General features: G+C 58.8%; 13 protein-coding genes. 2 read left to right on the forward strand and 11 right to left on the reverse strand.

Annotated elements, in window-relative coordinates:
* Positions 1 to 2: 2 nt before the first annotated feature.
* The 8 genes from pabC to PSH79_RS19830 all read right to left on the reverse strand — a co-directional run bounded on the left by pabC (position 3) and on the right by PSH79_RS19830 (position 6,161).
* Entirely contained in the window at positions 3 to 818 is an 816-nt protein-coding gene (pabC, locus tag PSH79_RS19795) for an aminodeoxychorismate lyase (protein ID WP_305439137.1), read from the reverse strand.
* Entirely contained in the window at positions 818 to 2,062 is a 1,245-nt protein-coding gene (fabF, locus tag PSH79_RS19800) for a beta-ketoacyl-ACP synthase II (RefSeq protein ID WP_305439138.1), read from the reverse strand. The genes pabC and fabF overlap by 1 nt, the downstream gene beginning before the upstream one ends.
* 108 nt (positions 2,063 to 2,170) lie before the next feature.
* Positions 2,171 to 2,407: an acyl carrier protein gene (gene acpP / locus PSH79_RS19805; protein WP_003442511.1), complete on the reverse strand. Its 237-nt coding sequence runs from the start codon at positions 2,405 to 2,407 to the stop codon at positions 2,171 to 2,173.
* A gap of 196 nt (positions 2,408 to 2,603) precedes the next feature.
* Positions 2,604 to 3,344, reverse strand: coding sequence for a 3-oxoacyl-ACP reductase FabG (fabG, locus tag PSH79_RS19810; protein WP_025113014.1), 741 nt, complete (start codon positions 3,342 to 3,344; stop codon positions 2,604 to 2,606).
* Between the two features lie 16 nt (positions 3,345 to 3,360).
* Positions 3,361 to 4,299: an ACP S-malonyltransferase gene (fabD, locus tag PSH79_RS19815; RefSeq protein ID WP_305439139.1), complete on the reverse strand. Its 939-nt coding sequence runs from the start codon at positions 4,297 to 4,299 to the stop codon at positions 3,361 to 3,363.
* Between the two features lie 123 nt (positions 4,300 to 4,422).
* The gene (plsX, locus tag PSH79_RS19820) at positions 4,423 to 5,433 is read right to left on the reverse strand and encodes a phosphate acyltransferase PlsX (protein WP_370872532.1); all 1,011 of its coding nucleotides are present in this window, start codon (positions 5,431 to 5,433) and stop codon (positions 4,423 to 4,425) included.
* A gap of 4 nt (positions 5,434 to 5,437) precedes the next feature.
* Positions 5,438 to 5,620: a 50S ribosomal protein L32 gene (rpmF, locus tag PSH79_RS19825; protein ID WP_003179396.1), complete on the reverse strand. Its 183-nt coding sequence runs from the start codon at positions 5,618 to 5,620 to the stop codon at positions 5,438 to 5,440.
* Between the two features lie 13 nt (positions 5,621 to 5,633).
* Positions 5,634 to 6,161 carry a YceD family protein gene (locus PSH79_RS19830; RefSeq protein ID WP_095188591.1) on the reverse strand — a complete coding sequence of 176 codons (528 nt, stop codon included), beginning with the start codon at positions 6,159 to 6,161 and terminating at the stop codon, positions 5,634 to 5,636.
* 105 nt (positions 6,162 to 6,266) lie between these two features.
* Between PSH79_RS19830 and PSH79_RS19835 the strand changes: the two genes are divergently transcribed.
* A complete protein-coding gene (locus PSH79_RS19835; protein WP_305439140.1) occupies positions 6,267 to 6,845 on the forward strand; it encodes a nucleoside triphosphate pyrophosphatase in 579 nt (192 codons plus the stop codon).
* A 47-nt stretch (positions 6,846 to 6,892) separates the two neighbouring features.
* Here the strand turns inward: PSH79_RS19835 and PSH79_RS19840 are convergent, their stop codons facing one another.
* The 3 genes from PSH79_RS19840 to rluC are packed head-to-tail and all read right to left on the reverse strand — an operon-like array spanning position 6,893 to position 9,515.
* A complete protein-coding gene (locus PSH79_RS19840; protein ID WP_305439141.1) occupies positions 6,893 to 7,882 on the reverse strand; it encodes a S49 family peptidase in 990 nt (329 codons plus the stop codon).
* A gap of 24 nt (positions 7,883 to 7,906) precedes the next feature.
* Positions 7,907 to 8,569 (reverse strand): HAD-IA family hydrolase, encoded by a 663-nt coding sequence (locus tag PSH79_RS19845; protein ID WP_305439142.1) that lies wholly within the window; start codon positions 8,567 to 8,569, stop codon positions 7,907 to 7,909.
* Positions 8,556 to 9,515 carry a 23S rRNA pseudouridine(955/2504/2580) synthase RluC gene (gene rluC / locus PSH79_RS19850; RefSeq protein WP_187677799.1) on the reverse strand — a complete coding sequence of 320 codons (960 nt, stop codon included), beginning with the start codon at positions 9,513 to 9,515 and terminating at the stop codon, positions 8,556 to 8,558. The genes PSH79_RS19845 and rluC overlap by 14 nt, the downstream gene beginning before the upstream one ends.
* A 699-nt stretch (positions 9,516 to 10,214) precedes the next feature.
* On the opposite strand from rluC, the gene rne reads away from it, so the two are divergent.
* The gene (rne, locus tag PSH79_RS19855; RefSeq protein WP_305439144.1) at positions 10,215 to 13,472 is read left to right on the forward strand and encodes a ribonuclease E; all 3,258 of its coding nucleotides are present in this window, start codon (positions 10,215 to 10,217) and stop codon (positions 13,470 to 13,472) included.
* The last annotated feature ends 72 nt before the right edge of the window (positions 13,473 to 13,544 follow it).

The raw sequence follows: 13,544 nt of genomic DNA on the forward strand, positions 1-13,544 counted from the left end.
AATCAGGCATCCAGTAGGGCGCGGGAAATGGTTTGCAGTTTACGGGTGAGCGGGCCAACCGGCCAGCTCAGTGCAGCGTAGGCGCGCACCGGCCAGACGCCATACACGCTGTTGCAGACAAACACTTCATCGGCCCATTGCAGTTGATCAAGGCTGATGTCGGCGATTTGAGTGGGGATGGCCAATGACTCGGCCTGAAACAATATTTCTGCGCGCATCACACCAGCGACACCGCAACGCTTCAGATCGGGCGTGACCAATACCCCGTCTCGCACCAGAAACAGATTGCTGGAAACACCTTCAATGACCCGACCAGCCTGATCGAGCATCAAGCCTTCGGCGTGTTCGCTGTCTTGCCATTCGGCGCGAGCGAGCACTTGTTCCAGTCGATTGAGGTGTTTGAGTCCAGCCAGCAAAGGTTGTTTGGACAACCGCGTGCTGCACGGAAACAGGCGAACGCCCTGTTCGGAATGGACGGCGGGATAAGCGGCGGGTGGGTTGCCTTGCAGAATGCGTCGGCCCGGCGCCGCAGGATCGGGCGCATAACCGCGCAAACCGTCGCCACGGGTGAGGATGAGCTTGAGCACGCCCTCGCTCATCGCTGCCGCGTAGCTCAGCAGCTCCTGGCGAATCAGTTCGATATCGGCCGCGATGGCCAGACGCGTGCAGCCATCGGCCAATCGCATCAGGTGTCGATCCAGCAATAACGGTTGGCCGCCACGCACGGAGATGGTCTCGAACAGACCATCGCCGTAAGCCAGGCCGCGATCTTTCAGCGACAGCGCGTCAGCCGGTTGACCGTCGACCCAGCTGTCCATCAGCCTGCGAACCGGCGGAACGCCAAGGTACCGTTGGTGCCACCAAAGCCGAAGGAGTTGGACAGCACCACATCAATGTCCATATTGCGCGCGGTGTGCGGCACAAAATCGAGGTCGCAGCCTTCGTCCGGCTCATCAAGGTTGATGGTCGGTGGTGCCACTTGGCTGTTGATTGCAAGCACGCTGAAGATCGCTTCAACCGCGCCCGCCGCACCCAAAAGGTGACCGGTCATGGATTTGGTGGAGCTGACCGCCAGTTTGTAGGCGTGATCGCCGAAAACCGACTTGATGGCGTTGGCTTCGGCAAGGTCGCCGGCCGACGTCGAGGTGCCGTGGGCGTTGATGTATTGCACTTGATCGGCGTTGATTTTTGCATCGCGCAGCGCATTGGTGATGCAACGGGCCGCACCGGCACCATCGGCGGGAGGCGACGTCATGTGGAACGCATCGCCACTGGTGCCGAAACCAATCAGCTCAGCGTAAATAGTCGCGCCACGAGCCTTGGCGTGCTCGAGTTCTTCCAGAACCAGTGCACCGGCACCGTCGGACAACACAAAGCCGTCACGACCCTTGTCCCACGGACGACTGGCGCGAGTTGGCTCGTCGTTGCGGGTCGACAACGCACGAGAGGCGCCGAAGCCACCCATACCCAGACCGCACGCGGCCATTTCGGCACCGCCGGCGATCATCACGTCGGCTTCGTCGTACATGATGTTGCGCGCTGCCATGCCGATGCAGTGCGTACCCGTGGTACACGCTGTGGCGATGGCGTAGTTAGGCCCCTGTGCACCCAGATGGATGGACAGGAAACCGGAAATCATATTGATGATCGAGCCTGGCACGAAGAATGGAGAAATTCGACGCGGGCCCGTCTCATGCAGAGTACGGCTGGTTTCTTCGATGTTGGTCAGACCGCCGATCCCCGAACCCATGGCCACGCCAATGCGTTCACGGTTGGCGTCAGTGACTTCCAGACCGGCATTGCGTACGGCTTGAAAGCCTGCCGCGAGACCGTACTGAATAAACAGATCGAGCTTGCGCGCTTCCTTGACCGACAGGTATTCCTCGACATTGAAGCCCTTCACCGAACCGCCAAAGCGGGTGGAATAGGCAGAAAGGTCGGTGTGTTCGATCAGACCAATGCCACTGCGGCCAGCCAGAATGCCCTGCCAACTGCTCGGCACATCCGTACCCAGTGGCGACAACATACCCATACCGGTGACTACGACGCGTCTACGCGACACAGCACTCTCCTTTTTCAAATGACGATTTTGCATCAGGCCTAAAGAAAAAACCGCACGCCATGATGGCAGTGCGGTTTTTCCATGACAGCAAGCAACGATTACAAGCTATTAAGCCTGGTGGTTAGTAACGTAATCGATTGCAGCTTGTACAGTAGTGATCTTCTCAGCTTCTTCGTCAGGGATTTCGGTCTCGAACTCCTCTTCCAGAGCCATCACCAGCTCAACGGTGTCAAGGGAGTCGGCACCCAGGTCTTCTACGAAGGAAGCGGTGTTGACCACTTCTTCTTCTTTAACACCCAGTTGCTCGGCAACGATTTTCTTGACGCGCTCTTCGATGGTGCTCATACCTTGTTTTCACTCCTAATGGACAAATTCAGGCAGCTGGCCAGTGGGTAAGTGTATAGAAAGACTTTTCAGCTTTTCAACTGAAAGCTTCACTCCTCAAACCCTGCGACCCTCTGCCTATAAATAGATTGCAGCTTTATAACGGATTTTAGACAGCTCGTATGACATTTTTTTGAAGCAATCCGTCACATTTTACTTACATGTACATCCCACCGTTCACCGGGATTGTAGCCCCAGTAACGTATGCCGCACCGTCGGATGCAAGAAAAGCGACCACAGACGCGATCTCTTGAGCTTGTCCCAGACGACCCAGCGGAATCTGCGTCTGCAAGGCTTCACGCTGTGCTTCAGGCAGCTCGCGGGTCATATCGGTATCGATAAACCCTGGGGTTACCGAGTTGACCGTAATCGAACGCGAACCGACTTCACGCGCCATTGCACGGCTGAAACCTTCCAGACCGGCCTTGGCGGCTGCATAGTTTACTTGGCCTGCGTTGCCCATGGCACCCACCACCGAGCCAATACTGATAATTCGACCCCAACGCGCCTTGGTCATGCCGCGCAGAACGCCCTTGGACAAGCGATATAGACTGTTCAGGTTGGTATCGATCACGTCGTACCATTCATCGTCTTTCATGCGCATCATCAGGTTATCGCGGGTGATACCGGCATTATTGACCAGAATCGCCGGCGCACCGAACTGCTCCTGAATGCTCGCGATCACTTTGCTGACCGACTCGTCACTGGTCACGTTCAGTTCCAGACCGGTACCCTGAATGCCGTGCTCTTTCAGAGTGGCAGCAATCGCTTCGGCACCCTTGGCGGAGGTCGCAGTGCCAACAACGATGGCGCCCTGACGACCCAGTTCCAGTGCGATAGCCTGACCGATACCGCGGCTTGCACCGGTTACCAGCGCAACTTTACCTTGCAGACTCATGCAAGCTTCTCCTGATTCAGGCTTGCGCTGCGCGAGCGGCAGCGAAAGCGTCTGGGGTATTGAGGTTGGAAGTCGAAACGCCTTCGGCGCAACGTTTGTTCAGACCGGCCAGTACTTTGCCCGGGCCGCATTCGACCAGATTGGTCGCGCCCTTCGCGGCCAGAGTCTGTACCGACTCGACCCAGCGAACCGGCTTGTACAGTTGTTCGAGCAGATCACGCTTGAGGGTTTCCAGATCGGCCGGCACTTGCGCGCTGACGTTCTGCACCACCGGGATCTGCGGCACCTGCCAGTCGATGGCGGCGATGGATTCGGCAAAGCGCTCGGCAGCCGGACGCATCAGTTCGCAGTGCGACGGCACGCTCACCGGCAGCGGCATAGCGCGCTTGGCGCCACGGGCCTTGCAACCTTCGATGGCACGCTCAACGGCAGCCTTGGCACCAGCAATCACGACCTGACCAGGCGAGTTGAAGTTGACGGCACTGACCACTTCGCCATGCGCCGCTTCGGCGCAGGCAGCCAGCACGTCGGCATCTTCCAGGCCGAGGATGGCAGCCATGCCGCCCTGCCCGGCCGGAACCGCTTCCTGCATCAGTTGACCACGGCGCTCGACGAGTTTCACCGCGTCAGCAAGCGTCAGACTGCCAGCAGCGACCAGGGCGCTGTATTCACCCAGGCTGTGACCGGCAACAAAGGCCGGACGCGCACCACCTTCAGCCAGCCACAGACGCCACAGGGCGACCGAGGCGGTCAGAATGGCCGGCTGGGTTTTATCGGTTTGATTGAGCAGATCTTCCGGACCCTGCTGGGTCAGTGCCCACAGGTCATAGCCCAGAGCATCGGATGCTTCTTTGAAAGTTTCGAGGATCAACGGATGTTGCGCGCCCAGCTCGGCCAGCATGCCGAGGGACTGCGAACCCTGTCCTGGAAAGACGAATGCGAGGGAAGCAGACATGTAACAAGCCCCTAATGATCTTGTCGTCGGATAATGACGCCCCGCTTGGGGACGCAAGAAACTGACAGTTGGATGGCCCTTTGAACCGGGCGGTCACATTTAAGCATTGTCCGACGAAAACGCCTAAGACAACAAATCCTCCAGACGACCGTGGAGGCGCTCGGGAAGATTCTCCTGAATCTCGATCAGGGCACGGGAAATCGCACTCTGAAACCCCTGAACCCCGGCCGAACCGTGACTTTTCACCACGATACCCTGCAAGCCGAGGAAGCTTGCGCCGTTATGTCGCGCTGGCGCCAGATCAGCCTGCAAACGCTTCATCAGTGGCAACGCCAGGGCACCGACAGCGCGGGAGGCAAAATTCTTTTTGAACAGCGCCTCGATGCGCGCAGCAATCATCGTCGCCAGGCCTTCACTGGACTTGAGCAGGATATTCCCGACAAATCCATCGCAGACCACGACGTCCGCTTCGCCACGATACAACCCGTCACCTTCGACGAAACCGATGTAATTGATGCCTCGGGCAGCCTGCAGCAGAGTCGCAGCCAGCTTGACCTGCTGATTGCCTTTGATGTCTTCGGTGCCGATATTCAGCAACGCCACGCGTGGACGGGCAATGCCGAGTGTCTGCGCGGCCACCGAACCCATCACCGCAAACTGCAAGAGGTGCTCTGCACTGCAATCTACGTTGGCGCCCAAGTCGAGTAACTGGCAATAACCCTTCTGAGTGGGGATAGCAGCAACCATCGCTGGCCGGTCGATGCCGGGCAACGTCTTGAGTACAAATCGCGACAAAGCCATCAGCGCACCGGTATTGCCGGCACTGACGCAGGCCTGGGCCTTGCCATCGCGCACCAGCTCAAGGGCGACACGCATCGACGAATCGGGCTTGCCACGCAAGGCCTGAGTCGGCTTTTCGTCCATGGTGATGACCTCGGACGCCGGAACAATCGTCAGGCGCGCGCGATCGGCAGCCGATTGGCCGTTGATCAGTTCTTCAAGAAGGGAGGGTTGACCGACAAGGGTCAGGTGCAGCGAGGGCGTAGCAGACAGACAAGCAAGGCTGGCCTGAACAATGCTGCGGGGACCGAAGTCCCCGCCCATTGCGTCAATCGCGATGACTTGAGCGGACAAGTGATTACTCGTCAGCGCCCTTGTCGATCACTTTACGACCACGGTATACGCCTTCTGGCGATACGTGGTGACGCAGGTGAACTTCACCAGTGGTTTTTTCTACAGACAGGGTGCTAGCCTCGAGAGCGTCGTGCGAACGGCGCATGTCACGGGCAGAGCGGGATTTTTTGTTCTGCTGAACAGCCATAATTGATTAACTCCTAAACGTTTGGGTCACGCTTTAACTGCGCCAATACACTGAACGGGTTGGACCGCGTTACCTCGTCCTCGCTCGGTTCGGGCTCATCTGCTCCCGCCGGCTGCTGGCATTCTTCCGGATGATGAGCAGGCACGATAGGCAAGGCGAGCAAAAGCTCCTCCTCGACCAGTGACTGCAGATCCAATGGATCTTCGCCCAGTTCCAGCACGTCATAACCTTTCGGTAACGACTGGGTATTCGCACCCTCCTTCACTACAGCGTAACTGCATTCGCTGTGGATCGGCAGGGTGACCAGCTCAAGACAACGCTGGCAAACCATTTTGACTTCGGTGTCGATAAAGCTGTGGATTACCACAGATTTACGTTCATCTCTTTCAAAAACGAATTTCGCCTGCACCGTACCGACATTGTCGGAAAGCGGGTCGCAGAGTCTCTTCAAATCGGCCAGCAGCAGTTCACCTTGAAGGGTGGTGCCACGGTCAGCCAATTTGCGCGGGTCAACGTGAGGTGGAATCGGGTCATTCAACATAGGCGCAGCATTATAGGGATGCACCCACCCATGTCAAAGGAAATTGTGCCCTGTCCGTCACTTGCGCGCCTCCGCTAGAATTCTCACCCACCTCAGGAGACGCGAATGCTGCCTTTATTACTCGCTTCAAGCTCGACCTATCGTCGGGAATTGCTCGCCCGCCTGCACCTGCCGTTCGTCTGCAGCTCGCCGGATATCGATGAAAGCCACCGTCCAGGAGAATCGGCAGTTGAGCTGGTCAAACGCCTCGCCGAACAGAAAGCCAGGGCACTGGCCGACAGCCATCCCGCTCATCTGATTATCGGCTCCGACCAAGTTGCCGTCCTCAGCGAACAGATCATTGGCAAGCCGCACACCTTCGAGAAGGCCCGCGACCAACTGATGGCCGCCAGCGGCGCAAGCGTGACCTTCCTCACAGGCCTCGCCCTGCTCAACAGCCAAACCGGTGAATGCCAGGTCGACTGCGTGCCATTCACCGTACACATGCGCCAACTCGATCAGGCGCGCATCGAGCGCTACCTGCGTATCGAACAACCTTATGACTGCGCAGGCAGCTTCAAGGCTGAAGGACTCGGCGTGAGCCTGTTCCGGTCCACAGAGGGCCCGGATGCCACCAGCCTGATCGGCCTGCCACTGATTCGCCTGATCGACATGCTGATCGTCGAGGGCGTACAAATCCCCTGACCACAAAAAACCGGCCATCAAGGCCGGTTTCTTTATGCATCGACAACTCAGCGCAACGAAGGCCCGTGGAAACCCATCCACATCGCCAACTGCTCAGCCACGCTGGCACCAAGCTTCTTCGAGAAACGGTCGAACGGCGATTCCTGAACGGTGAAATCCACCAGTTCTTTTTCGCCGATCACATCACGCGCCACCGAACTGGCATTACCCAAGCCATCAATCAGCCCAAGCGGCAGTGCCTGCTCGCCCGACCAGACCAGCCCGGAGAACAACTCCGGATGCTCCTTATCCTTCAGACGGTCGCCACGTCCCTGCTTGACGCTATTGATGAACTGCTTGTGCGTAGTGTCCAGTACGCTTTGCCAGAATGCAGTTTCATCAGGCTTCTGCGGCTGGAACGGATCGAGAAAAGACTTGTGCTCGCCGGATGTGTACGTACGACGCTCGACACCGAGCTTCTCCATGGTGCCGACAAAGCCATAACCTGCAGCCGTCACACCAATGGAGCCAACCAGACTCGCTTTGTCGGCATAGATCTGATCCGCCGCACTGGCGATGTAATACGCACCCGACGCGCCGAGATCGGAGATCACCGCATACAACTTGGTATCCGGATGCAGGCCTCGCAGGCGCTTGATCTCGTCATACACATAACCCGACTGCACCGGACTGCCGCCCGGGCTGTTGATCCGCAGGATTACGCCCTTGACCTTCTTGTCTTCGAATGCAGCACGCAGGCTACCGACAATATTGTCGGCACTGGCCGGTTCCTTGTCGGCAATCACGCCAGTGACATCGATCAAAGCGGTGTAGTTGGTGCCGCGCGTGGCGCTCTTTTCCATGTCCATCAGCGGCGTGAACAGGATCAGCGCAACAAACAGATAAACAAACGTCAGCAACTTGAAGAAAATCCCCCAACGCCGCGAACGCCGCTGCTCCTGCACACCCGCCAGAAGGGTCTTCTCCAACAGCTTCCAGCTTTTCTCGTCACCGTCGTCGGCACTTGCCTTGGCCGGTGCTTTCCATTCGTCGGTCATGCGATCCACCCCAGCAAAAACGTATTAAGCCTGCTGCCCCAGCCAGGCATGCAATTCGGAAAAACGGTCGATCGACAGGCGCGGCTCAAACTGTTGCAGCGACTCGATCGATTGCGCACCGTAACTGACCGCCACTGAGTCCATCCCCGCGTTGCGTGCCATCAACAGATCGAAGGACGAATCACCGACCATCAGCGCCTGCTCCGCACGTACACCGCAATGAGCAAGGATCTGCTCCAGCATCAGAGGGTGCGGCTTGCTCGCAGTTTCATCGGCGGCGCGAGTGATATCGAAATACTCTTCCCAGCCATTGGCTTTGAGCACCCGATCCAGTCCGCGACGATTCTTGCCGGTCGCGACAGCCAAGTGATAACCCTGCTCGCGAAAGGACGCCATCGACTCGACGACGCCTTCGAACAACGGCGAAGGCACCGCTTCTGCGGCGATGTAGTGGTCCGCGTAATACTCGCGAAACAAGGTCATTTCGGCGTCGCTGATTTCCGGATACAAGGTGCGGATCGCCTCGGGCAGGCCCAGGCCGATGATGCCTTTGACGGCAAAGTCATCGCGCAATTCGAAACCGGAGCGCCCGGATGCGGAGTGCATCGCCTCGACGATCCGATGAATGGAGTCGGCCAGCGTGCCGTCCCAATCAAAAATCAGTAGCTTGTAATCAGGGTGCTGCACTCAGGCGCTCCACAGTCTTGGCCCACATTTCGTCTACCGGCGCCTGCAAGGTCAGCTTGCCGCCATCAGGCAGCGGCACGGTCAGCATGTAAGCGTGCAGGAACAGGCGTTTGCCCCCCAGATCGCGGATTTCCTTGGTGAAATCGTCATCGCCATATTTGCTGTCGCCAGCGATGCAATGCCCGGCATGCAGGGTGTGGACGCGAATCTGGTGGGTACGACCGGTGACAGGCTTGGCCTCGACCATGGTGGCGAAATCGCCGAAGCGGCGCAGCACCTTGAACACGGTCAGGGCTTCTTTGCCTTCGTCGTTGACTTCGACCATGCGCTCGCCGGAACGCAGGTTGCTCTTGAGCAACGGCGCACTGACCTGTTTGATCGAGGTCGCCCAGTTACCGCGAACCAGCGCCATGTAGCGTTTATCGACGCCATCGCCACGCAGTTTTTCGTGCAAGTGACGCAGCATGCTGCGCTTCTTGGCGATCATCAGCAGGCCGGAGGTGTCACGGTCGAGACGGTGAACGAGCTCCAATTCCTTGGCATCCGGACGCAACTGACGAAAGGCTTCGATTACGCCGAAATTCAAGCCGCTGCCGCCGTGAACCGCAATGCCGGCGGGCTTGTTGATCACGATCAGGGCTTTGTCTTCGTAGACAATCGAGGCTTCCAGGCGCTGCAACAGGCCTTGGGCCAGAGGCACCGGCTCATCACGCTCAGGCACGCGAACCGGCGGCACGCGCACGATATCACCGGCCTGCAGCTTGTATTCGGGCTTGATCCGACCTTTGTTCACCCTCACTTCGCCTTTGCGCAAAATGCGGTAAATCAAGGTCTTGGGCACGCCTTTGAGCCGGGCGAGGAGGAAATTGTCGATTCGTTGGCCGGCATACTCCGGCGAGACTTCAAGCAATTGAACGCCTGGAGTCGAAGGGGCAGTAGTTGTCATGGCGCGGATGATAACAATTTTTATGGAATTGAAGCACTTAATCATTGCTGCTATAGTCGCGAACGCCGCCAAAAGCGGCCTGGACAGCGGCACCACGGTCAAAAACCGGCCCTGACCAACGCAATTCACCAGGACGCGAGGCCGTCCTACGGGGTTTTCGCTACGTAACGGTGGAGTTTGCAGTTGTAACAAGCGCAGGTGACATGAGGCCTGAATCACACCGCCGAGCAGAGTTTTAACTCGCCTGGCAGGCAAACATTCAAGGCCAGTTCACAAAGTGCAGTCAACTGCGAATGACCTCGAGCGAACGCCTCGGAAACACTGCCTAAATTAGCCATGATGCGTGACCTCCCCTTTCGGAGCTCACGGTAAATGCCAACCCGCTGCGGATTCTGCGCGCGGCAGCACCCGAATTATCAGGGATACGTGTAGGGTGGAGATGCACAACCGCTGGACTGTGTAGCAATAGGCTTTATCAAGACGCTTCATCTCGTCCACAGCCGCTGGTTGATTCCTCCTCCTGACTGAGTGCTTAAGTAGCCACAGCAAGCAGGACGCGTACGTCGCGGTATCGGCCCAATTGGTCGCACATCGCTGGACACGGGAATGGCCAACCACTCCCGACGCACCTGACACCGACCGTGAGAAGTCGTGTGTGCCGAACGCCGTTTCCGGCAGCCCGGAAACCGACGGTACTACATGAAAAGAATGCTGATTAACGCAACTCAACCCGAAGAGTTGCGTGTTGCACTGGTAGATGGCCAACGCCTCTACGACCTGGACATCGAATCCGGTGCACGCGAGCAGAAGAAGGCCAACATCTATAAAGGCCGCATCACTCGCATCGAACCAAGCCTTGAGGCTGCCTTTGTCGATTTCGGCTCCGAGCGCCACGGCTTCCTGCCACTCAAAGAAATCTCCCGCGAATACTTCAAGAAAGCTCCTGAAGGCCGCGTCAACATCAAGGACGTCCTGAGCGAAGGTCAGGAAGTCATCGTTCAGGTGGAAAAAGAAGAACGTGGCAACAAGGGCGCAGCCCTGACCACCTTCATCAGCCTGGCCGGTCGCTACCTCGTACTGATGCCGAACAACCCGCGTGCCGGCGGTATCTCCCGTCGCATCGAAGGTGAAGAGCGCAACGAACTGCGTGAAGCGCTGAACGGTCTGGTTGCACCGGCCGACATGGGTTTGATCGTGCGCACTGCCGGCCTTGGCCGCAGCAGCGAAGAAATGCAGTGGGACCTCGACTACCTGCTGCAACTGTGGACCGCCATCAAAGAAGCCTCGCTGGATCGCTCCGCGCCGTTCCTGATCTATCAGGAAAGCAACGTGATCATCCGCGCCATCCGTGATTACCTGCGCCAGGACATCGGCGAAGTGCTGATCGACAGCGTTGAAGCCCAGGACGAAGCCCTGACCTTCATCCGCCAGGTGATGCCGCAGTACGCCAGCAAGATCAAGCTGTACGAAGACAGCGTTCCGCTGTTCAACCGTTTCCAGATCGAAAGCCAGATCGAGACCGCTTTCCAGCGCGTCGTTGAACTGCCTTCCGGCGGCTCCATCGTTATCGATCCGACCGAAGCACTGGTGTCCATCGACATCAACTCGGCGCGCGCCACCAAAGGCAGCGACATCGAAGAAACCGCACTGCAGACCAACCTTGAAGCCGCCGAAGAAATCGCCCGTCAGTTGCGCCTGCGCGACATCGGCGGCCTGATTGTCATCGACTTCATCGACATGACCCCTGCCAAGAACCAGCGTGCCGTGGAAGAGAAAGTCCGCGAATGCCTGGAAGCCGACCGCGCTCGTGTGCAGATCGGCCGCATCTCGCGCTTTGGCCTGCTGGAAATGTCCCGTCAGCGCCTGCGTCCATCGCTGGGCGAAAGCAGCGGCATCGTCTGCCCGCGTTGCAACGGCACCGGCATCATCCGTGACGTTGAATCGCTGTCGCTGGCGATCCTGCGCCTGATCGAAGAAGAAGCCCTGAAAGACCGCACTGCCGAAGTTCGCGCACAGGTGCCGATCCCGGTTGCAGCGTTCCTGCTCAACGAAAAACGCAACTCGATCACCAAGATCGAACTGCGCACCCGTGCCCGTATCGTCATTCTGCCGAACGATCACCTCGAAACGCCGCACTTCGAAGTTCAGCGCCTGCGTGATGACAGCCCGGAAGCCGCGACCAACCAGTCCAGCTACGAAATCGCTGCGGCCGCTGCCGAAGTCGAAGAAGTCCAGCCAGCCGCTGCGACCCGCACCCTGGTACGCCAGGAAGCCGCGGTCAAGACTGCTCCGGCCCGCGCCAATGCTCCGGTTCCGACCGAAGCTGCAGCCCCTGCGGCACCAGCGCCTGCTCCAGTTGCCGCACCAGAGCCTAGCCTGTTCAAAGGCCTGGTGAAGTCGCTGGTCAGCCTGTTCGCAACTAAAGAAGAGCCAGTCGCTCCGGTCGTGGTTGAAAAACCGGCTACCGAACGTCCGGCCCGCAACGAAGAGCGTCGCAACGGCCGTCAGCAGAGCCGCAACCGTAACGGTCGCCGCGATGAAGAACGCAAGCCGCGCGAAGAACGTGCACCGCGTGAAGAGCGCGCACCACGTGAGCCGCGTGAAGAGCGTCAGCCACGTGAAGCCCTAGAAGTCCGCGAGCCGCGTGAAGCCCGCACTGAAGCCCCAGCAGCCCGCGAAGAACGCGCACCACGCGCCCCTCGTGAAGAACGTGCACCACGTGCACCACGTGCCCCGCGCGAAGACCGCAAGCCACGTGGCGAGCGTGAAGAACGCGTGCGTGAACTGCGCGAGCCTCTGGACGCCGCTCCAGTTGCTGCGGCCGCTGCCGACGTGACCGCTGAAGAGCGTCCGGCCCGTCAGCCACGTGAAGAACGCGCACCGCGCCCTCCGCGTGAAGAGCGTCAACCGCGCGCCGAACAGGCCGCAGCAGCCGTCGCTGAAGAAGAAGTCATCAGCAACGAAGAGCAACTGCAGGAAGATGGTTCGGAGAACGCCGAAGGCGATCGTCCACGTCGTCGTTCCCGCGGCCAGCGTCGTCGCAGCAACCGTCGCGAGCGTCAGCGTGATGCCAACGGCAACGTAATCGAAGGTTCGGAAGAGTCCGAGTCCGGCGAAAACGCTGAAGCGCCAAGCACTGCCGATCTGGCTGCTGGCCTGGCTGTAACTGCCGCCGTCGCCAGTACTGTGATCAGCGCTCCGGCCGAAGCACAAGCCCATGAGCAAGCCGAACGCGCCACCGCCGCTACTCTGGAAACCGCTCCAGTCGAAGCACCGGTTGTTGAAGCAACGACTCCGGTAGAAGTGACTGCTGCTCCGGAAGTCGAAGTTGCACCGGTTCGCGAAGCTCAGCCGCAGTTCGAAGCTTTTGCTGAACCTGCTACTGAACCTGCAGTAGTCGCCGAAGCGCCAGTCGTTGTTGCAGAGCCGGTTGTCGAAACCGTCGCTGAAACCGTGACCGAAACCGTGCGTGAAGTTCGCGAAGAGCAGACCGCATTCAACTGGGTTGCCGAGCCTGCCGTCGCTGAAACACCAGCGCCTGCATACGAAGCGCCAGTGGTTGAAGAAGCCAAGGCTGCCGAACCTGCTCCAGCGCCTGTCGTTGAAGCACCGGTCGTCGAAGCGCCAGTAGTTGCCGAAGCAGCTGCTCCGGTCGTTGAAGCGGCTCCGGTCAGCGCTCTGGCGCCAAACGGTCGCGCGCCAAACGACCCACGTGAAGTGCGTCGTCGCAAGCGTGAAGAAGAGCGTCTGGCGAAGGAAGCCGAACTGGCCGCCGCTGCTGCTCCGGTTGTTGCCCAGCCAGTGGTTGCTGAAGTGGTCGAGGCAGCGCCTGCCCCGGTTGCTGAAGAAACCGTGGTTGAATCGGTGATCGCTGAAGCGCCACGCTCCGTTCAGGACGCGGTCGAGCACAACGAAGAGGCCCAGGAAAAAGAACACGAGCCTAAACCGCTCGTCTGATTCCTTAAGCCAATAAAAAGCCCCGCCTGATGATTCAGGCGGGGCTTTTTTATGCCTTTGAGAAGATCAAAA

Origin of the sequence: Pseudomonas sp. FP2196, from assembly GCF_030687715.1 — a bacterium.
In the GTDB taxonomy this organism is placed as follows: domain Bacteria; phylum Pseudomonadota; class Gammaproteobacteria; order Pseudomonadales; family Pseudomonadaceae; genus Aquipseudomonas.